The 20428-nt window shown below is 47.8% G+C and carries 10 protein-coding genes; 4 read left to right on the top strand and 6 right to left on the bottom strand.

What is annotated here, in order from left to right:
• Positions 1-252 precede the first annotated feature (252 nt).
• Together DYADSP32_RS07965 and DYADSP32_RS07960 are read left to right on the top strand one after the other, a co-directional pair.
• Positions 253-4149 carry an FG-GAP-like repeat-containing protein gene (locus tag DYADSP32_RS07965; protein WP_149243223.1) on the top strand — a complete coding sequence of 1299 codons (3897 nt, stop codon included), beginning with the start codon at positions 253-255 and terminating at the stop codon, positions 4147-4149.
• 209 nt (positions 4150-4358) lie between these two features.
• Positions 4359-4928, top strand: a complete 570-nt coding sequence (locus tag DYADSP32_RS07960) for a DJ-1/PfpI family protein (protein ID WP_149243224.1) — start codon at positions 4359-4361, stop codon at positions 4926-4928.
• A 111-nt stretch (positions 4929-5039) separates the two neighbouring features.
• Here the strand turns inward: DYADSP32_RS07960 and agmC are convergent, their stop codons facing one another.
• The 6 genes from agmC to DYADSP32_RS07930 form a co-directional block, all read right to left on the bottom strand.
• Positions 5040-7211, bottom strand: a complete 2172-nt coding sequence (agmC, locus tag DYADSP32_RS07955; RefSeq protein WP_149243225.1) for an adventurous gliding motility protein AgmC — start codon at positions 7209-7211, stop codon at positions 5040-5042.
• 46 nt (positions 7212-7257) lie between these two features.
• The gene (locus tag DYADSP32_RS07950; RefSeq protein WP_149243226.1) at positions 7258-7851 is read right to left on the bottom strand and encodes a c-type cytochrome; all 594 of its coding nucleotides are present in this window, start codon (positions 7849-7851) and stop codon (positions 7258-7260) included.
• 280 nt (positions 7852-8131) lie between these two features.
• Positions 8132-12160, bottom strand: a complete 4029-nt coding sequence (locus DYADSP32_RS07945) for an ATP-binding protein (RefSeq protein ID WP_414617611.1) — start codon at positions 12158-12160, stop codon at positions 8132-8134.
• Between the two features lie 495 nt (positions 12161-12655).
• Positions 12656-12988, bottom strand: coding sequence for an FKBP-type peptidyl-prolyl cis-trans isomerase (locus DYADSP32_RS07940; RefSeq protein ID WP_414617610.1), 333 nt, complete (start codon positions 12986-12988; stop codon positions 12656-12658).
• A 444-nt stretch (positions 12989-13432) separates the two neighbouring features.
• On the bottom strand, positions 13433-16222 hold the full coding sequence (locus DYADSP32_RS07935; protein WP_149243229.1) for a PAS domain S-box protein: 2790 nt from the start codon (positions 16220-16222) through the stop codon (positions 13433-13435).
• Between the two features lie 220 nt (positions 16223-16442).
• The gene (locus tag DYADSP32_RS07930) at positions 16443-16610 is read right to left on the bottom strand and encodes a hypothetical protein (protein ID WP_414617609.1); all 168 of its coding nucleotides are present in this window, start codon (positions 16608-16610) and stop codon (positions 16443-16445) included.
• A gap of 202 nt (positions 16611-16812) precedes the next feature.
• Between DYADSP32_RS07930 and DYADSP32_RS07925 the strand changes: the two genes are divergently transcribed.
• Together DYADSP32_RS07925 and DYADSP32_RS07920 are read left to right on the top strand one after the other, a co-directional pair.
• The gene (locus tag DYADSP32_RS07925) at positions 16813-17901 is read left to right on the top strand and encodes a Gfo/Idh/MocA family protein (RefSeq protein ID WP_149243230.1); all 1089 of its coding nucleotides are present in this window, start codon (positions 16813-16815) and stop codon (positions 17899-17901) included.
• Between the two features lie 269 nt (positions 17902-18170).
• On the top strand, positions 18171-20312 hold the full coding sequence (locus tag DYADSP32_RS07920; RefSeq protein WP_149243231.1) for a transcriptional regulator: 2142 nt from the start codon (positions 18171-18173) through the stop codon (positions 20310-20312).
• Positions 20313-20428: the final 116 nt, after the last annotated feature.

Genomic DNA, 20428 nt, shown 5'->3' with positions numbered 1-20428 from the left:
TGCGCTGCGTGATCACCGTAGGCCATGTAGTTTTTGTTGTGGTTCGGGGGGTATAATGCTAATCCCCACGGGCTGAATGATCCACTCAGAGAACCATAAAAGTCACTTTTTGTTCAAAACGAGCAAGAGAATGTCCATTTTGGGCTAACGACTGACCCTTTCAATTCTTCAATTTTGCGGTACCGGACATGACTGTTTGGGATCCATTGCCCTTTTCGCAATTTCTATCTATAAAACCATTTTTTCAACTGGATGAAAAATAAAAGACTTTACTCTTCTACGTTGTCTTCGAAGGCACTTAATACCCTTTCGGTCCCCCGAGGCAGTTTACTTTTGTGTTTACTGATCGTCCTATATAGCAGTACGTTTGGCACAGCGCGAAGGCTGGATTGTACAAGGCGTTTTACTAACGGCCTGGCGGGAGCTGAATTTAATTTTTCAGATTTTCTGGAAACGACTGCTGCTTTCGGTAAAAAGAAGGCCTACGTGAATCCTCAGGATAAAGCCCTCGTAAAATACTACGACCAAAGTAATGGTGAGGGCTGTCAGCCGGTAATTTCAGTGACTACCCATCCTTTGGTTTTCAATCGCATCACATTGGGCGGAAGTTCATTCAATAGTATAAGCAAGGCATGGGCCAAGCCGGCTACGACGGATCTGGATGGAGACGGACTCGTAGACTTGCTGGTAGGTGGGTTGGACGGCACCATTAGTCATTACGAGCAGGAAAGTGCCAGCAGCCTTACGTTCAGTCTGGTAACCACCTCCTTCAATGGCATCAGCCTGGGTGCGACGGCTGCAGCAGCCCCCGCTTTTACTGATCTGGATGGAGACGGGCTGGTGGATATGCTGGTCGGTATCACCACCGGTCTTTTAGTTCATTATGAACAGGCAAGTCTCCATAGCCTTTCATTTAACCAGGTGTCGTCATCTTTCAACGGGATTGACGTGGGCTTAAATGCCAATCCTACTTTCTCGGATTTGGACGGAGATGGCTTGCTGGATCTGCTGATTGGCGAACAGGGTGGTAACACAAACCATTACGAACAAACCGCTGCTAACAGCCTGACTTTTACTTTTGTTAAAGACAATATTGTCCCGGACGTTGGCAATAACGCAACGCCCAATGTAACTGATCTGGACGGAGATGGCTTGCTGGATATTTTGGTGGGTGAACAGGCGGGCAATGTAAATTATTACAAACAAGATGGTCCAAACAGCACCAATTTTGTTTTGGTGAGTGGGTCATTCAACAGTATTACTACCAATGGGATGTCTGCTCCGGTATTAACAGATCTTGACCATAATGGTAAAGCCGATCTGCTGATAGGTGTTGATCTGCCAGCGACAGCAAACCCTGTTATACTTCATTATGAGTCAGTTGGGCAATTCAATACATTCGGAGCTGCTCCTGGCATTTCTTCTTTTTCCCAATTGGTATATATCTGGGCAGGGGGTTGCCTGACAGAAAATCTGCTGGTAACAGCCCCTGCCAACTTTGAGGTATCGCTCAGTGAAAATACTGGATTTGGAAGCAGTGTTACGATTCTGCAAACTGGTGGTAAGGTCATCGCTACCCCGATTTACGTTCGTTTTAGAGCTTCGGCATCCGGTACTTACAATGGAGATATACAAATATCATCGACCAATGCAGCTACCGTCACCGTTGCACTTACAGGAACGGATGCTTATCCCCAGATGAGTGTGGAAGGAAACAGCATAAGCATCGCCAATGGTGATAACACGCCTTCGTCAGCCGATGCAACTGATTTTGGAGAAATAAACATTGGAGAATCTTTTTCCCGCACTTTCTTTATAAAAAATTCGGGATCCAGCCAGCTTAATCTGACCGGTTCGCCCAAAGTCGTGATCGAGGGGCCCGATGCGTCACAGTTCATGATTTCTACTCAGCCAGCATCGCCCGTGTATGAGTCAGGCAGCAGAAATTTTACCGTTGCTTTTAATCCATCCTCTAAGGGCCTTAAGACCGCATCGATAAGCATTGCCAGCGACGATCCGGCCCAACAGTCCTTTCGTTTTTCAATTCAGGGAACGAGCAACGGAACCGATATCACCGTGTTGGGCAGGTCGCTGGTTATTGCACACAATGACCTGACGCCTTCCCTGATTGACGGCACCTTTTTGGGCAGCGCACTGGTCAACGGCGAAACCATAACTAAAAGTTTTACAATTAAAAACCAAACTACGTTGTATCTTAGCTTGAGCGGCGACCCCAAAATCACCATCAGCGGCGCTAGTGCGGGCGATTTTGCCGTGACGTCACAGCCTCTATCCACGCTTGCTGCGGATCGAAGCACTTCTTTCGAAATTACCTTTGACCCGTCAGGTCCGGGGCTGCGGTCGGCGCTGGTTAGCATTGCGCATGACGGTGCAGACGGATTTCCTTTTACCTTTGCAATTGACGGCCTGGGCACTTCTCCAACTCCACAGGGAACAGGCGGCATTCCTATCATTTCCGCATTTGCCGAGGACTTTGGGCCTCGTGCACTAACTGAAAATTTCAACATCTCACCGTATCCCCTTAAGTCTTACGCCCACCCTCTTTTCACAGACCTCAATGGCAACAATCTGCTGGATCTCGTTGTAGGACACGGAAATGGCACTTTGGATTATTATGAGCAGGATGCCTTTAACAGTCTCACATTCAATTTAATTGAAGAGCATTTTAATGGTATCTCATTGGGTTCTGACTTTGCTTCTCCTGATATTGCCGATATCGATGGGGACGGGTTGCTCGACTTATTGATAGGAAGCGAAAGCGGGGGAATAGCACATTGGGAACAGAACATGCATAACGGCCTCAAATTCACACAGGTCACAGCGAACTTCAATGCCATTGATGTGGGTGAATGGTCAAGTCCCAAGATCGTCGACCTGGATCAGGATGGTAGGCTAGATTTACTGATCGGAAAAAATGACGGGACCGTTGATCACTACGAACAAGCGGCGGGCAACAGCCTTGTATTCGATTTCGTCACCGCAAACTTTAACAACATCAATGTGGGGGAGCTGTCAGCACCGACGGTCACCGATGTGGATGGCGATGGGCTGCTGGATCTACTTGTTGCTCAAAATATTTACCCATACCGGATTCATCATTATGCCCAAACAGCTGTCAATTCAAACTCATTTACACTGGTAACCGACTTTTACGACGCAATAGCTGGCGTACCAATTCCCAAAGCTGCATTTACAGATCTGGATCGCGATGGATTGCTGGATATGTACATCGGTAGCAGCCGTGCCGTGATGTGGTATGCAGAACAAATCAAAGGTGCGTTCAGCAGCTTTACCAGTTCGGTAAGCACACCCTCTGCGTCGCAGCCGCTGAAAGTGTTTGGGAAAGAGCTTGTGAGCGACATAACGGTAACTGCCCCGACTGGCTTTGAAGTCTCGCTTGCCGCCACCACAGGATTTGGGCAAAGCGTTACACTCACCCCATCGGACGGAAAGGTAATGAACACGACCCTTTACGTTCGCTACAAACCCACTTCCGCAGGAACTGTCAATGGCCAGCTTGTTTTAACCAGTCAGGATGCCAACACAATCACCTTCGATTTGACCGGAACCGCAACGCCATTGCCAGTAACCCTTATTTCTTTTTCTGCTAAAAAGACAACTGAAAACCAGAATCTGCTGACCTGGATCACCACAGATGAAAAAAACTTCGATCGTTTTGAAGTAGAGCGATCGCAGAATGCAAGATCGTTTGAAGCGATTGGAACCGTAAAGGCAGAAGAAGCAAAAACTACCAGCATAATCCATTATCATTTCTTGGATACCCGGGCGGGTGGAAATCAATATTATCGTCTGAAAATGATCGATCTGGATGGAACCTATCAATATTCCAAAATAATTTCAATCGGGAATTCCGTTGAAAATCCGGTGGTCGGCAGCTTTTATCCCAATCCTGCAAGCGAGAACGTTTACGTGGATATCTACGCAACGGAGGCCGGAAGCTGGAACCTCACCTGCTTTGACTTAATGGGAAAGGTAGTGCATGCTGAGAGCCGTGTTTTGGCGAAAGGAATGAATACGGTGATCTTGAATAAACGCTCCCCGGGTGTCCATCTGATCCGGTTTGATAATGGAAAAACAAGTGCGGTAAGAAAACTGGTGAACGAATGAAAGTAACATTGGCAGAAAGTCTTCAAGAGATAATTCATAACCGTGGGTAAGTACGTTAACCGGTGGTTAAATTTAAAAGTCGGCTGTCACTGGGCAGGAAAAATGAATCAAACCAATCCCAGACGGTAGGACAGGCCGGGTTTTGGCTTTTGGTTGATTAGCCGGGTAAATCGGCTCTTTTAATAGTCCATGTATAAATTCTTGCCATCATGAATCGCAAAATACTGATCGTCACCGGAGATGGTGGCGAAAGTTACGAAACATTACACGCTGTGCACCGCTTTCAGGAAGAAGGTGACATCGCTGTGATTGCCGCTCCGAGCAAACGCCGCCTTAATCTGGTGATGCACGATTTTGAACCGGGCTGGGATACATATGTGGAGCGGCCCGGCTATTGTCTGGATTCCGATCTGACGATTGAAGAGGTGGTCGTAGGCGACTATGACGCCATACTGCTGCTGGGCGGCCGCGCCCCTGAATACCTGCGTAACCATGCCGGACTGTTGGAAGTAGTGCGTGAGTTTGACAGGCAGGGTAAATGGCTCTTTGCCATCTGCCACGGTATACAGATTCTCGTCACAGCCGGATTGGCAAAAAACCGCACTCTAACTGCATACGAGCATGTCCGTGCTGAAATTGAGATGGGCGGCGGAACCTATTCTACCCTCCAGGCTGTTTGCGACGGGAATATCATCAGCGGTCAAACCTGGCAATCGCACCCGGAGTTCTATCGGGAAGTGTTTGCATGTCTCAATAAAGCGGAACGCGTAGAGGCATAATCTTTTAGAAAAGTTTAAAAAGGAAGTTTTCAAGTTGTCCTGCCGAACTTTCCGACAGGACACCTTGAAGGTTTAAAGAATACTTCCTCAGTTTGATACGCAGTCGATAATTTAGTACAGCACCAGTTTCGTGCCTGACAACTTTTCTCCGGTCGCGTAGTGGACGTTTACATGGTAAATTCCCGGCGGCAGCTGTTTCCTTTCGATCAGGAGTTGCTCGTGGCTGCTTCCTGGAGCTACCAGGTAGCTCCTGACAGGTATTCCCCGGGCATTGATGACAGAAACGGTTCCCCCGTTTTTCTGCAGGCCATCCAGGGAGAGCGTGGCGTTCCCGCTTGTCGGATTTGGGAAAAGAACCACTGAAATCCCCTGATCGACGTGCTGCCCAACGATCCGTGAATAAGCAATGCTGCCATCCCGGTCTACCATTTTCAAACGGTAGAGGTTCTCGCCATGGCGTGGTGCGTCGTCTTTGGCCGTATAAGTAGCCCGTTGGAGGTTTTCTGCGGTGGCTGCAACGCTGATGATCTCGGCGAAATGCCTGCCATCGCTGCTTCTTTCAACTACATATTTCTCAACACCTACTTCCGAAGTTACCTCCCAATTTAAATGAACTGTTTTCAATTCCAGCAGGCTGGTAAAGGAAACGATTTTCACCGGCAATACCGCCTCGGTTGTAAAGCTGATTTGCGCCTCACTGCTACTCAATCCCTGGTATTCCGCAACCGCTTTTAGTATATGTGGTCCATCAGTTAACGCTTGTGAACCAGTTAATTGGTAGGTATACTCTCCGTTCAGATCAACCGGGACGGCGTTTATTTCCGTACCATCGACAATGAGACGCACGGTGCTATTGGGTGTAGCGGTACCGGTAATGGAGGGCTTGTCGGAAGTGACGGCTGCGGGTGCCGGTGTGGTGATCGCAACAATCGGCACTGTCATTCCACCTAATAGCGTGGTAGCACTTCCTACAGCTCCGTTGGTGGCACCATATGCCGAACCGCCCGGTGCCAGCGGATTTCCTTGTGAACCTGCGTCGCCGCCAGCCACCGTCCAATTACTACAGCTGCCACCTGCTGCCTGAAACAAAATTTTTCCACCGCCACCACCGCCACCAGGGCCTATTTCTGAATCGGATACACTGCCACCGTTTCCTCCGGTTGCGGAAATCAAATTGCAGGCCGCATTGCCCACTACCCTGACATACACGCCTCCGGCAGCACCTCCGCCACTTCCTGCGTCACTGTTTACCGTTGCTGCGTTCGCCCCGTTGGCACTGATGGTTCCAGTACCGCTCAATGCATTTGCCCTGAAAAATACAATACCACCGCCGGCCCCGCCTGCCGCACCTGAACTACTGCTGCCGTGCCCTGCACCGCCACCACCGCCCATCACCAGGCGAAAAACGGGGTCATAGATTAAGGCACCGCCTCCGTAGCCGCCCACCGATCTGTTTGCATCCGAGGCAAGGTCGCTGTTTCCGCCATTTCCTCCCGCACCAACACTACCCCCACCGCCTCCACCGGATTTGAAACCTGAACCCCCTCCGCCTGCATTGGCAAAGGTTCCTCTTCCTCCATAAGTGGCACCAAAACGGTTGATTGTAACACCCTCGCCTTTCCGACCTGCCGTTGGAGGAAGCAGATCCAACGCTGAACCTCCGGTTGTAGCACCGCCGTCATTACTGAAAATTCCTCCTCGAAATCCTCTTCCCGCTGAGGATACAGTTCCATTATTGGTGACTGTCCCCGTGGCAAGAAACACAACAATGCCACCAGAAGTACCATCCCAGGGGCTTGCGACGATTGAACCCGCCGCATTGATGGTCACTGAAGTGTATTCAGGTACTTTTATGGCCTGGGCTCCGGGCGAAGAGTACGCGAATTTTAAAGTACTCGAAAAGGTTAACTTGGTCGCTGTTAGCCCCGTAATTCTTGCAAATTCCCAGCGTCCCACCGGCTGACTCGTCAAGTCTGTGGCTGCGGAGGCTGTGGAGGTGTTCTCTGATGTAGACTGTGCCGTTTGCCACACCATCACCAGGTCACCGGACGCGAATCCCGTTGTGTTACTTATGGTTACAAAATTTTGCCCTGCCGGAGCGTTGGCCGTAAGTCCTGAATAAACATTCACTACGATATTGGCTACGCTGACTGTTGAAGAACCTGAATGACCATTACCAAGGAATACGTTATCGTCGGCAGAAAGCGCGTCGAAGCTCAGGAAAATGAGGAGCAGGAGATACCTGCTAAAGGCAAAGGCTGCTTGGGTTGGGAGATTTTTCATGCCGGAATTAGAATTTAACCATTTAATGATGTCCGTATGATGGTGCTTATTTCAATTTATCGGGTGTTATTGGTTCCGGCACCGCATTACTTACGGGTTTGGTACTTTTCAGGTATTGGAATACGGCCTGGATATCTTCGTCCGCCATATTGGTATAGTTTGTCCAGGGCATCGGTGGCAACAGCGGGCGTGTGTTTGAAAGTCCTTTAAATTTGCCTTTTGTCAACGCTGTTTTAAATTGGTCGTATGACCAGCTTCCGATACCCGTTTCATCGGAGGTAAGATTGGCAGCAAAGCTCATGCCCCAGGGCCCGACGGCAGAAGTACCGTCTGCTCCGAAAAGCATCCAGCCTCCCTGAATCGCTTCCGGGAATACCCGGGCCACAGGGCGGCTGGCCGGATAGCCCGACAGGTGTAATTCAGGAATTACCTCAGGGCCTTGAGCTCCCATCCTTTTGGGAGAATGGCAGTCCTGGCAACCCAATACGCCTACCAGGTATTCACCCCGTTTCACAAGATCTTTGTCCGTACGGAGGGGAATGTCTGCGACGGGATTTTCGCGGGAGTCGTTGGTAAATGCTGCGCAGAGGGCGATAAATAAGGATGCAAGAATGATTAGCGTTGGTCTTGAGTTTTTCATAAAATAGAGTAGTTAAGTGTTACCCGAATGGTTAGTTGGTAATAGCAATTCAAAGGGTGCCAGACTTGCTTTGGCAGTCCCTCGATCGATTGACAAAATTGGAAAAATACACCGCCCCAACGTTAGCCCAAAAACGACATTCTTTTGCTCATTTTGGACAAATAGGGGCGTGGTTGCCTGGGTTGGGGTGGTGTGGTAGCGCTCAAAACAAAAAAAGCTCCGGGTGGAGCACTAAAAAATCTGTAGTAAAAGTTTCGTCAGGTAGTCAGCAACAGGCTATTCAACGCCATTCGGATGGTTTTTTATCAAACCGTTCCTGAAACACTTTCGAAAAGTAGGACAGACTTTCAAAGCCCACCAGATAGGCAATTTCTGAAACCGTGCCCGCTTTGTTCTGAAGTAGTAACGCTGCTTTTTCAAGTCTGTAATTACGTATGTATTCAATGCCCGTCTGATCGGTAATGGCTTTTAATTTTCGACGTAACTGAACAGTCGTGATGCCCATTTTCGCTGCGAACTGTTCTATATTGAAGCTGCTTTCCGAGAGGTACTCGTCCAGAATGGCATTGGCTTTTTGTAAAAACTGCTCATGGGCGGAAACCGCCTGTGCCGTTATGGCCGGCGCGGAAGTAGTTTCCGTGGTGATGCCGTATTTTTGCCGAAGGAGCTCACGTTGTTTCAACAGGTTTCTCACCCTGACCACCAGCTCATCGGTATCAAAAGGTTTGGCAATGTAGTCATCGGCACCCAACTCGAGGCCTTCCAGCCGGTCCGCCAGTGTAGCCTTTGCGGTAAGCATGATCACTGGAATGTGGTCAGTACGCATGTCCGTTTTGAGTGCCTTGCAAAATTCAAAACCATCCATACGGGGCATCATCAAATCACAAATGACAATATCCGGTATCTGACTCAATGCCATTTCAAGTCCCTGCTGCCCGTCCTGCGCCTCTTCAATGTGGTACACACCTTCAAAAATGCTCCGCACAAATTTCCTGAGATCCTGGTTGTCTTCAACGATCAGCAAGACCGGCAACTCTGCATTTTCGGAAACTACCTTTGTCGTTTGTTTTTCCGGACGCAATACGGTTTTCAGGTCGCTAATTGGCTCGCTATCAACTTCTTCGTTAGATAAATAATCTCCCCAGGTAGCCAGGTCGCAAGGCAGGATGACCGTAAACGTACTGCCTTTTCCTGGCGCACTTTTCACGTCTATGGAGCCGTGCATGGCGTTCACGAGTTCCTTTACCAGCGCCAGACCAATCCCCGTTCCTTCGTAATCGCGATGCTTACTGTTGTCCACCTGATAAAACCGGTCAAATATTCTGGGCAGGCGGGCCTCATCCATACCGATCCCATTGTCGGCGACCATGATACGCACCGCTGAAATCAACGGATCCGGATAGACCACCCGAACCATGATCCGGCCATTTTCAGGTGTAAATTTGAATGCGTTCGAAAGCAGGTTGGTCACAATTTTTTCAACCTTGTCATGATCGAAATACGCCATTTGGGTGGAATGGCTTTGCGACTTCTCAAGAATGATTTGTTTGCTCTGGGCCAGCGATTCAAAGGAAGCGAACAGGTAGTTCAGAAAACCCGCCAGGTCAGCATACTGGATCTTTGGCTCCATCTTCCCGGCTTCGAGTTTGGACAGATCCAGCAACTGGTTGATCAATGTCTGTAGTCGGAAAAGATTCCGCTGCATCGTCGGGATCAAATCCTCGGTTGGGTATTTCTTTTGAAACATCGTCAATGGCCCCGTCAGTAAGGTCAGCGGCGTACGGAATTCGTGGGAGATATTGGCAAAAAAATTCGTTTTGATCGTATCCAGCTCAGCGAGCCGCGCGGCTTCTTTGTCTTTGTACATAATCTGCTCCTGCAAGCGTACACGGTTCAGCTGGATCTGGTTCCGGCGGTACCAGAGGTAGACCAAAGCGATGAAATAAATCAGATAAGCCCACCAGGTTTTATAGAAGGGCGGATGTATGCGGATCTTAAGCTCAACAGGTTTGCTCCAAACTTCTCCGTTGGTGGTACCCATGACCTTGAAAGTATAGTTGCCATGCGGCAACTGGGCATAGTTGGCGAAATGACTGGTGCCCGCCTCTACCCAATCGCCGTCAATGCCTTCGAGCTGATAGCGAAAACGGTTTTTCACCGGGTTGGTAAAATCCATCACGGCAAATTCCAGCGCGATCTGATTCTGATCATGGGAAAGATCCAGGGAGGTAAGGTAACCAATGGCCCGGGATAACAATCCGCTTTCGTCGCCGGACTCAATTTCTGTGTTATTGATTTTCAGTCCGATCAATTTGGTAAGCGGTTGCAGGGCGTTGCTGGTCATAGCGGACGGGCGAAAGATGTTGACTCCCTTTACACCACCAAAAAGAAGCTCTCCGTTGGCTGCTTTAAAATAAGAGTTGGTATTGAATTCATCGTCCTGCAATCCGTCCGATTTATTAAAATTGGTAAAAATCAGCGTTTTGGGGTTAAGTGACGAAAGCCCCCGGTTGGTACTCATCCACAGGTTACCATCATCCCCGGGCAGAACTCCGTAAACTACTTTATTGGGCAGTCCCCGGGCCTCTGTAAAATGTTCAAACTTTCCCGTTTGCTTGTCGAGCCTTGCCAACCCGCCGCCTTTTGTACTGACCCACAGGAATCTCTGCGGTAGAAGCGGATCGTTAATAGCCCCCGATACAAAATCGTTACGCAGACTTTGCTGGTCAATTTTACTGTTTTTGTAGATGGAAAAAGTGGGTTTGGTTTGAAAATTTTCAGCTTTGATGAGCCCTTTTTGTGTACCAATCCACAAGGATTTACCATCCTGATACAGGCAAAAATTCTCCACCATCGATCCGCTCACGGGCAGGAGGGAGCGGTAACTATAGGTAGTATACTTTTCTGTTAAAGGGTCAAATCTGAAAAAAGCACCGTTGGAGCCCCCGATCCAGATGATGCCGTTTTCGTCTTCGTGTATTTTCATACTAAAATTCTTATCATCCAAAATGGGAAGTGGATACGTCTTGCTGATTTTCCAATCTTCTGTCACTTTGACGAGAAATCTTCCGGGTGTTTTGGTGTTGATGAAAATACTAATCCAGAAATTGCGCTGCCTGTCCTGGATAATGGCATCGTGGGAAATGTTCTCGTCGCCGATCCCGGGAGGTAAACTTTGAATGGAGTTGCTCATTTTATCGAGCTTATAAATACGGTAAGCTGGAAAGTAATTGGCATGCATATATACGTTTCCTTTATAATCCTGAAAAAGAGACGCTGGAGAAAGTGCTGCGACATAGGACTGGAACTGCTTCACTCTCGGATTGAACTTCAGTAAACCGTAACCTTTGGTAGAAGCCCAGATGTTACCACTTCGATCCCTGAAAATGTGGTTCACTGAGTTCATCCCGGGAGGCATGCCCATGTATGCATTCTTGGCGGTAAGACTATCCAGCCGTAGGAGCTCGTCCGGTTTGAAGAGCCAGGTATATGCCTGATTACAGACAGCGATTGTTCCATCCGGAAACTGATTGGCTACACTCTGACCACCTTTGGGAAACCTGATCACCTTGATGCGATCCTGTTTCCAGCAGACAATACTATCCTGTCCAACCGCCCAGAAACGCCTTTTTTTATCTTCCAGAACCTTGTAAAATGATGTGGAATAGGAAGTTTGGGCCGCTGTGGGGTGACGGTTACTGAACTGATAAAAATCTTCCGAGACGGTGAAGCCAATGGCGTGTTGGTCAAAAGTGAACCGCACTGCATTTTTCCGTGTAGGGGTAGACGATGCCGTTTTAACCAGATTTGAAAAATCAGCTTTTTCAGGAAAGGAAGCTAGCGACGCTATTCTGAAGATCTTGCCCGGTTTATCCGACATCAGCCATATGTTGCCGTCGAGATCTTCCTTAATGAATAAGATACCGTAATTCCCCGCGTCGGCCTGATCTTTATCACTGATGGCTGCATGATAGAATCGCTGCGTTTCGGGGTCAAAGAGATTCAGCCCATCCTTTTCCGTCCCGATCCAGATACGCCCCTTGCTGTCCTGAAACAGGGCTGTACAGGTGTTGCCGGAGATGCTGGTCTCGTTGTAGGGATCGTGGGTGTATACCTTAAAATTATAGCCATCATAACGGTTCAGCCCGTCCTTTGTAGCGAACCAGAGAAATCCTTCCTTATCCTCCAGAACGTCGTAGACCATCCCCTGTGAAAGTCCGTCCGAAATAGTTATCGGCTGCCAGGAGCCTTGCTGGCCAAAGCAGATGGAAGCGATAAATTGGAATAAAAATAGGATTCGAACGATCATTGAACTCATTTTCAGCCATGTTATTCAGAGGCTTTCAAACAGGTTTTTTTCTGTATCCGGGCCACATTTCCCCTGGCAAATTAACGAGCAGGCTCACGACTAATAAGTGTATACTCATATTTGTATATAAGCGACTATTGCAGAACCATTTTTTCTAAATGATGCAAAAACAAAGACTATATTTGAGGTTCATAAAATTAAACTACTTTGAACTTTTAATATTCTGAAAACAACTGTTGACCAGAGGTGTAATTGCCATGATTTTTGGTATACCCAATCCCGACAGCCGGAATAGCACGATCAAGTTTGAACTACTTTAAAAGCTTTGCCGGGAACAGGGAAAAACAATCGTCACCTTAACCCACGACAATGACTTCGCCCGAAAGTCGGACAGTATTATCCAAATGCTGGATGGGAGGATCGTGCGTTGAGAGGTATTTAACCCTTTTTGCTGCACATGTCAAGAGTCGGCACTTCAACCCAAAATTTTCGTAACTAGAGAATTTTGTGCAGGATCAGTTTAATCACCAAGGTAGAATCGGGATGAACATTTGGCGGGTAACCCGTTCTTTTTACCAAATGCGGCGGCGCAATTATTTCTTTGACTTCTCCCGCCTTCATCCCCACCAACGCTTCATCGACAGCCTGGGTAGCCTGATTTCCACCAATAAGTACCTTTACCGGGTTTGTGGTTTGCTCATTGGAGTAAAGAATTGTTCCATTCCGGTAACGGGTTGTCTCAAAAAGCAAGATTTCCTGTCCCACTTTGGCTTTTGATCCGCTTCCTTTCTTCAGCCTTGTGTACTGTAAGCCTGAACGTGTTGTCATTACCTTTTCAGTAAAACAACCGACTAACCCTAACACGAATAAGACCAACATGAAACGGGCAGGTAGCCGGTTAAGTGTTAAATTGCAACGAAAATTCAAGGAGAATACTTTTGATCCGAGCATATTGAAATTGATTAAACCGAATGGACTGTGATGAGGGGAACTCAATATAAAGCTCTTTCATCTTTCGGTTTTAAACTTATCCATGACGGAGTGGATTTCGGGGATGTAGGCTGTAAAAGATTGTTAAGGGATTGTAAAAGTTAAGTAGAAAGGGCACAATGACGTTGCTAAATAACTGAATTGATAATTTCTGGTAAAGTTTCGGTAACGACCAGGTAGGACAGGCGCATGAGGAATTGAATTACTGGTGGCCAAGATTAGACATCACAGGATCTAAAATCAGCTGCCTAATCACATGCCTCGATCACCTTCCGGCTGTCGTCAAACCATCGGAACCGGAAGGAACAACATAAAACAAGCTCCTTTATCTACTTCACCCTTTGCCGTGATGAGGCCGTAATGATTGTGCGCGACTTTTTTGCATAAAGCCAGGCCTATCCCGGTTCCGGAATATTCATTTTTTCCATGTAATCGCTGAAACATCTGAAATATTCGATGCTCATACTTTTGATCAAACCCAATTCCGTTGTCTTCCACGGTTATTTTTACATACGGGTGGCCGGGTAATAAGGCAACCTCTTTACTGATTTCGGCGGGGTCAATAAGGGATGAGGTTACTTTTATATGTGGAATATGTCCTTGTGGCTGATATTTCAAAGCATTGCTGAAAAGATTCAAAAACAGCTGCGCCAGTTGTGTGGCATCTCCCCAAACCCCCGTAGGTAAGTCGATTTCGATAACCGCGTTTTTCTCCTGAACGGATATTTCCAGGTCTGATAAAACGGATCGGAGCACCTGGTTAAGGTCTACATGCGTAAATGCTTTTTGATCCGCTTTGAGCCGTGAGAAAGAGAGTAAGTCTTCGATCATTTTACTCATGCGCAGAGAGGCGTCCTGCATTCGGGAGAGCAGAAATTTGCCATCATCACCCAGCTGGTCCTGATAGCTTGCCGCTAAACGGCTACCAAATGAGACCACCTTACGGAGAGGCTCCTGCAAATCGTGGCTGGCGGCATAAGCGAAATGTTCAAGACTCTGATTTGAATTTTGAAGTTCCCGGTTGGCCAGGTTGAGTTCCTGCGTGCGTGCCTGAACGCTGCGTTCCAAATTGTCGGCCAGTTCACGGTAGCGTTGCTCACTCTGCTGTAAACTACTCACCGCCATTACCCGCTCTGTCACGTCCACGGCCATTTCCAGGATGCCGTATACATTCTGATTGGCGTCGAACAAGGGTGTGTAGCTGAAATCAAAATAATAGGTTGCGCGTATTCCGTCGACGACAAGGTCGGATGCTGCGTTGGTCGAATGGTACGCAACGCCTGTGAGATATACCTGATCCAGAATTTCCAGAAAAGGTTGTCCATCCAGTTCCGGCAAGGCATCTGCAAGTTTTTTACTAAGGATGGAGGGACCTTTTCCTAAAATTTTGATCATTACATCGTTTGCATATTCGATGACCATGTCTCTTCCTGTAAATAAAGCACAGGCGACGGGGGATTCTTCAATCAGACTTCTAAATCTTTGCTCGCCTGCTTTCATTTCGAGCTGTGCCTGATGCTGCCAGGTGAAATCCGAGACTACGACCATGATCCCGGTGGTGATGTTACCGTTCGTTTTGATGGGGGTACAGGCAATATTGAGATATCGGCTTTCGTCGCGTTCAGTGCCGTTGAAGATAACCTCTGTATCATAGGTTTCATACACTTCTCCCGAATGGTATACCTCTCTGAACCGCTCTGTCAATCCCGGTCTGATCATTTCGGGAATTGCATCAGGGAGCGTCATTCCCACAATGGACTCATTCTTGCCAACGATTCGCAAGATAGCCGGATTGGCCTTTTTGACAATGATTTGCTCCCCTTCGAACAAACCAATCCCAACTGGAGACTGTTCGATCATGGCGTGCATAAGGGCTTCACTGATTTCGAGTTGCTGTTGCGCCTCTACCAGCTCTGAAATGTCCGTTACTGCGCCAATGTATCCCGTGAATTCCTTACGTTCGTTATACTGAGCGGAGCCCTTGCAAACCACATGCCGCATCCTGGTGTCCAGATGAATTATCCGAAATTGTTTCTGATGAAAGGTGCGCTTATTGAAATCATCATAGAAGCTACCCCTGACCATGTCCAGATCCTCAGCAGCCACAAAGTCCAGCCAGCCGCCACCCAGATGCCTTTCCAGCGGTGCGCCTGTCCATTCGATCCACGCTTGGCTCACATAGGTGATCTGGCCTTTTTCATCTGTGATCCAGAGCGCAGCAGTGGATGCAGCAGTGATATTTCGAAATAGTGCTTCGCCCTCATGCAGATTTTTTTCGGCCGCCTGTTCGGCAAGCTTCAAAGCCTGATTCATTTCAATCTGTTGGGAAATATCCATGACAATGCCCGCGATTGATTCCGCCTTTCCCCACACATCATACACGTATTTGGCAAGAACTTTGATCCAGTGCACAGAGCTGTCCTGCCAGATAAATCGGGCCTCATAACTCAATACACCCGACTTCTCCGCTATCTTGTAGGCTTCGTTACGAAACCGCAGGTCGTCCTGGTGGATGTGATTAACGAAAATCTGTTTATCAGCCGGCAAGTCACTACTGCCGGTTAAGATTCTCGCAAAGTTGGGAGAGCAGATAACTTCATCTGTATCCATAATCAGGGTAAAGGACCCAGAGCCGGATGCTTCCAAAGCAATGGATGTGACCGGGTCAGGAAATCGTTCAGGTTTTGATCCCAGCGAAGGTGCTAAAGTCATACAGCCTGACAGGAAAACCGGAGTTGAATAGCGGTATAGAATCAGTGCCGTGTCATGAACTTCCCGGAAACGGTTATCATTTTGTCGGAAACGATAAGTGATTTTTACTTCTTTTTCTTTATTATGAAATGCTTCATCGAAAGTTTTTTTCACCCGTTCAAGATCCTTCTCGTGGATGTTATTGTGCCAGGTAGTGAGTGTGTTAGCTTCTTGATTTTCTATTGACGGTTGCCAGTTCTCACTCCAGGACAAATGATTTGTTTCCATATCCCAGCTTCGTAGGATGGGCTGATTGACATTTGACGAAAGATGATGTATTGGGTTTGTCGACAGGTGGTTGTAGTGCTTAAATTCTTGCATTATGCATCTGATAAAGGTCTTTTTGTTATTAAAAAAACTATGCCTGAGGGGGGCTTATATCAGGGATTCTAATTTTGGGTCAGGGATGGCGAAGTGAGTACAGGACAGAGCTCCTGTTTTTAGAACTGAACAGTTTTTTCGCCCGGAGTTCCCTCCACCCGATCAAGAGTTTTGTTAAAAACGGTGCATATGATACGTCTGCGTCCCTTCTAGGTTGGGATTACCTGACGAACTTATCCGCCTTTAAGAGGTCAATCACCTTGTAAGATTTAGGATGGATCTTGAAATCTGATATTGTGCCGAGGTAATGAATCCAGTCGGGAACAGACAACCTGAAATGCCTCACAAGATCGTTCTTTTTCGTTAATCCTGCCTTAGGGCCTCTCATGTCGGTTGAGAGATTTGGTGAAATAAATTTGTGAAAAATGGTAACTATTTTGTTTTGAAGAGGTGTAGGGGAGGAAAGCATCTGACGAAATTTCAGGTTGGTATGGAAAATTTAAAAAATATGATAGGAAGTAATGAGTAAAAACGTTGTTTAAGGTTATTAACTTGGCAGTAACATCATTCAATCATTAATAAAACAGGCTATGCATATTGAAAGGCGTGATTTCTTATCGACACTAAGTATGGCTGGAGCAGCCACTTTGTTCTCTGGCAATGTGCTGTTTGGAGCAACCAGGCCTAAGAAGGACAAACTTGGCATTGCCCTGGTGGGTCTGGGGTATTACAGCACAGATGTACTTGCCCCGGCACTGCAATTGACAGAAAAATGCCAACTCGTAGGTATCGTAACCGGCACACCCGCCAAAGCAGAAACCTGGAAGGCCAAATACAATATTGCCGATAAAAACATTTACAATTACAAGAATTTCGATCAGATAGCCAATAATCCAGACATCGACATTGTGTACGTGGTATTACCACCGTCCATGCACCGGGAGTTCGTGGTGAGGGCAGCGAAAGCAGGTAAACATGTGTTTTGTGAAAAACCCATGGCGCCTTCGGTGGCCGATTGCTTGGCCATGATCAATGCCTGCAAAAGCAATAATGTGAAACTTGCCATCGGCTACCGATGCCAGCACGATCCTAATATCCAGGCCTATATGAAGGCCACGAAGGAAGGGAAATTTGGTAAGGTGAAAATGGTAACGAGCGCTGCTGGTTATATCGACAACCGTAGTAATCACTGGAAGCAGAGCAAAGCTCTGGGTGGCGGTGTAATGGGGGATATGGGTGTGTATGCGCTCCAGGGCGCCAGGCTAGCCACCGGCGAAGAGCCCATCAGTGTCATCGCCCAGGCTTCCACCACGCGACCGGAGATTTACAAGGAAGTGGAAGAAACCATGATGTTTATGCTCGACTTCCCAAGCGGTGCCCGTGCAGCCTGCCAAACCAGCTTTGGTATAAACATGAACTACCTGCAGATCACTTATGAAAAGGGTTGGGTGAGAATGGAGCCACAGTCGGGATACAAGGGCAACAAGGGAAGCATGTCGGATGGCTCTATTATAGACTTCCCGCTAAAAAACCAGCAGGCCAAGCAGATGGATGAAGACTGTCTGGCGATCCTGAACAACACCGCCCTTATCGCCCCGGGCGAAGAAGGTCTTCGGGATATCAAGGTTGTAGAGGCCATTTATAAGTCTGTGGCTTCGGGGAAAAATGTGAAGATTTAAAGGGAAATTTGAAAAGTGCTTATTGCAGAATCCTGTGAGCTAACGACTTGCAGGATTTTTTTATTGAGTAGACGGTGGTAAAAACATAGAATCGTTGGTCACATAGCTTGCGAGATCCCTTCCGGTTTGGAGGTGGCCGGGATACGGTGGTTTCATTATTTTTTAGCACAAAGTAAGCCCTCCAGTGCATAGCCCGAAGTTTCCAAATGGATGTATAGCTGCAGACCACATTCACCAGGCTTTTGCCTGATGGTATAAAATGCAATAAAATGGCTTACGTTAGATTTTATTTTTTACTGATAGTCGCGTCTTCGTTTAATTCCCTTGTATGGGCACAGTCGAAGAACACCTTTCTACAGGATATCAAAACCACGGTGAAGCTGCCCAATGAAGCGGGTTCCACCGTGCTCAGGTTATTTCTTTCGAAAGGTGAAGTCCTGGCGGTAACGTCGCATGGCGTTTTTCGATACAGGGATGGCCAATGGAGCGGCAGAAAGCAGGGTTCTGGGTTGCGTACCGCAGCGTTGGATGGCGAGGACAATATTTGGCTTGCAGACGCTCGTTCGGTGTTTGCTGAAAAGCAGACACAAAGTATAGGCCAGCCACCGGTAGAACAAACAGATACGATAACCTCTCTGTTTTGGGATGACAAGAAACTGTTGGTCGGTACCACGAGCAGCCTGCTGATCTGGGACGGAAACTGGAAAACGTTTTCAGGAATAAAAGGAGCTCGGGTGACGAGCATAGTCAGAGATGCCAACGATTATTTGTATGTAGCAACCACAAAGGGCCTCTGGAGACGGAAGGGAGAAAAATGGATCAACCTGGATGAAACCCTCATGGCCGTTGGCAATCAGGATAAATATTATGCATTGGCCACTACAAACGGCGATAAGGATTTGATTTACAGCAGTCCCTGGTCGGTAGGTAGTATTGCTGCTGATGGGGAGCACTGGGTGGCAAGCGGAGCGGATGGACTACCTTATGGCCCGGTGACGGCGATACGGCCAGGTAAGGATTGTATCTGGATGGGAACTGGTAAAGGGGCGATTAAAAAGGACAGCGGCTGGCACTATTACAGCGGAAAACGCTGGCTGCCCGATGATCAGGTCAACGATATTTTGGTTTTGGATTCACTTCGTGTGTGGATTGCTACGTCCAAGGGAATAGTGGAGATTGCGCAGCAGAAGATGACGCTGGAGCAGAAAGCAGATAGCATAGAAAAGGTGATTGCCCTGCGCCACAACCGGCGGGGACTCATCAATCAGTCGATGCTGAAGGTGCCGGGGGACGTTCAAACCAGTTATTTGCAAAATGAGGATAACGACGGACTGTGGACCTCGTGTTATCTGGCTGCGGAATGTTTTCGCTACGGTGTTACCAAAGATTCGGCAGCAAAAGCCAATGCAGTCCGGACGTTCGAAGCACTGGAAAGGCTGGAAACCGTGACCGGCATTTCGGGATATCCGGCCCGTTCCTATGCGGCAGCCACGGATGCCATCACGCAGTCGAGGTCGCCACATCCCAAAAAATGGCACTTATCGGCTGACGGGAAATGGTACTGGCTCGACGACACCAGTTCGGACGAAATCACAGGTCATCTGTTTGTATTGCCTTTGTTTTATGACCTTATTGCCAATGCCGAGCAAAAGGAGCGGGTGCGGCAGTTGATCGGGCGTATTGCCTCACACGTTATCGACAACAATTATCACCTGATCGATTTCGATGGGAAGCCCACACGATGGGGAATCTGGCACCCGGATTCCCTCAACCACTCACCCAACTGGATGTACGAGCGGGGGCTGAATTCGCTCCAAATCCTTTCGTTTATGAAGACTGCGTCCCATTTCACAGGCGATCCGAAGTTTGAAAAACATTACCAATATCTGGTCAATGAGCACGGCTATGCCCGTAACGCCGTGGAAGCTAAAATGTACGGGCCCTTTGAAACCAGCCATTCCGATGACATTCTTAACTTTTTTCCCTATTACAATCTGATCCGTTATTCAAAAGAGGATCCTCATCAGGCATTATTCGTAAAGAGCCTCAACAGAAGCTGGCGGGGCGTCCGTAATGACCGGATGCCGGTCTGGAATGTGTTTGCCAGTGCGCTCCTTAATCAGGATTGTGATCTGAAAATAGCTAAGGAGGAAATAGAGCAATACCCGCTCGATCTGGTAAACTGGACTATGGAAAACAGTCACCGCTGGGATCTGCCCAGAGATCCGTTACTGAGCCGCTCCCGTATGGCACAGTCCGTCCGTCCCATCCCGACTCCCGAGAGCAATATTTCCAGATGGAACACAAACCCCAAACATTACAATGCTGGAAACGGGGGTAAAACAGAAGACAGCGGAAGTTACTTCCTGTTTGCCTACTGGATGGGAAGGTATCACGGGTTTTGGGAGTGAGTTGGGAAAGGTTTCGTAATGGCACACAAAGGAAACGGCACCAATTTAGTGGCATGGAAGGGCATATCGGGATAACTATAGTCTGTGAATTGATTCGCTATTATAGTTTAAAGGAA

Origin of the sequence: Dyadobacter sp. 32 (genome assembly GCF_902506755.1) — a bacterium.
Taxonomy (GTDB): Bacteria; Bacteroidota; Bacteroidia; order Cytophagales; family Spirosomataceae; genus Dyadobacter.
The sequence above is the reverse complement of the archived record's forward strand: the minus strand, read 5'-3'. Positions and strand labels throughout refer to the sequence as shown.

Coding starts and splice junctions, on each gene's coding strand:
- agmC (WP_149243225.1), bottom strand. CDS start 7,211: ATGAAAAATCTCCCAACCCAAGCAGCCTTTGCCTTTAGCAGGTATCTC.
- DYADSP32_RS07925 (WP_149243230.1), top strand. CDS start 16,813: ATGCATATTGAAAGGCGTGATTTCTTATCGACACTAAGTATGGCTGGA.
- DYADSP32_RS07950 (WP_149243226.1), bottom strand. CDS start 7,851: ATGAAAAACTCAAGACCAACGCTAATCATTCTTGCATCCTTATTTATC.
- DYADSP32_RS07940 (WP_414617610.1), bottom strand. CDS start 12,988: ATGACAACACGTTCAGGCTTACAGTACACAAGGCTGAAGAAAGGAAGC.
- DYADSP32_RS07935 (WP_149243229.1), bottom strand. CDS start 16,222: ATGCAAGAATTTAAGCACTACAACCACCTGTCGACAAACCCAATACAT.
- DYADSP32_RS07945 (WP_414617611.1), bottom strand. CDS start 12,160: ATGATCGTTCGAATCCTATTTTTATTCCAATTTATCGCTTCCATCTGC.
- DYADSP32_RS07920 (WP_149243231.1), top strand. CDS start 18,171: ATGGCTTACGTTAGATTTTATTTTTTACTGATAGTCGCGTCTTCGTTT.
- DYADSP32_RS07965 (WP_149243223.1), top strand. CDS start 253: ATGAAAAATAAAAGACTTTACTCTTCTACGTTGTCTTCGAAGGCACTT.
- DYADSP32_RS07930 (WP_414617609.1), bottom strand. CDS start 16,610: ATGAGAGGCCCTAAGGCAGGATTAACGAAAAAGAACGATCTTGTGAGG.
- DYADSP32_RS07960 (WP_149243224.1), top strand. CDS start 4,359: ATGAATCGCAAAATACTGATCGTCACCGGAGATGGTGGCGAAAGTTAC.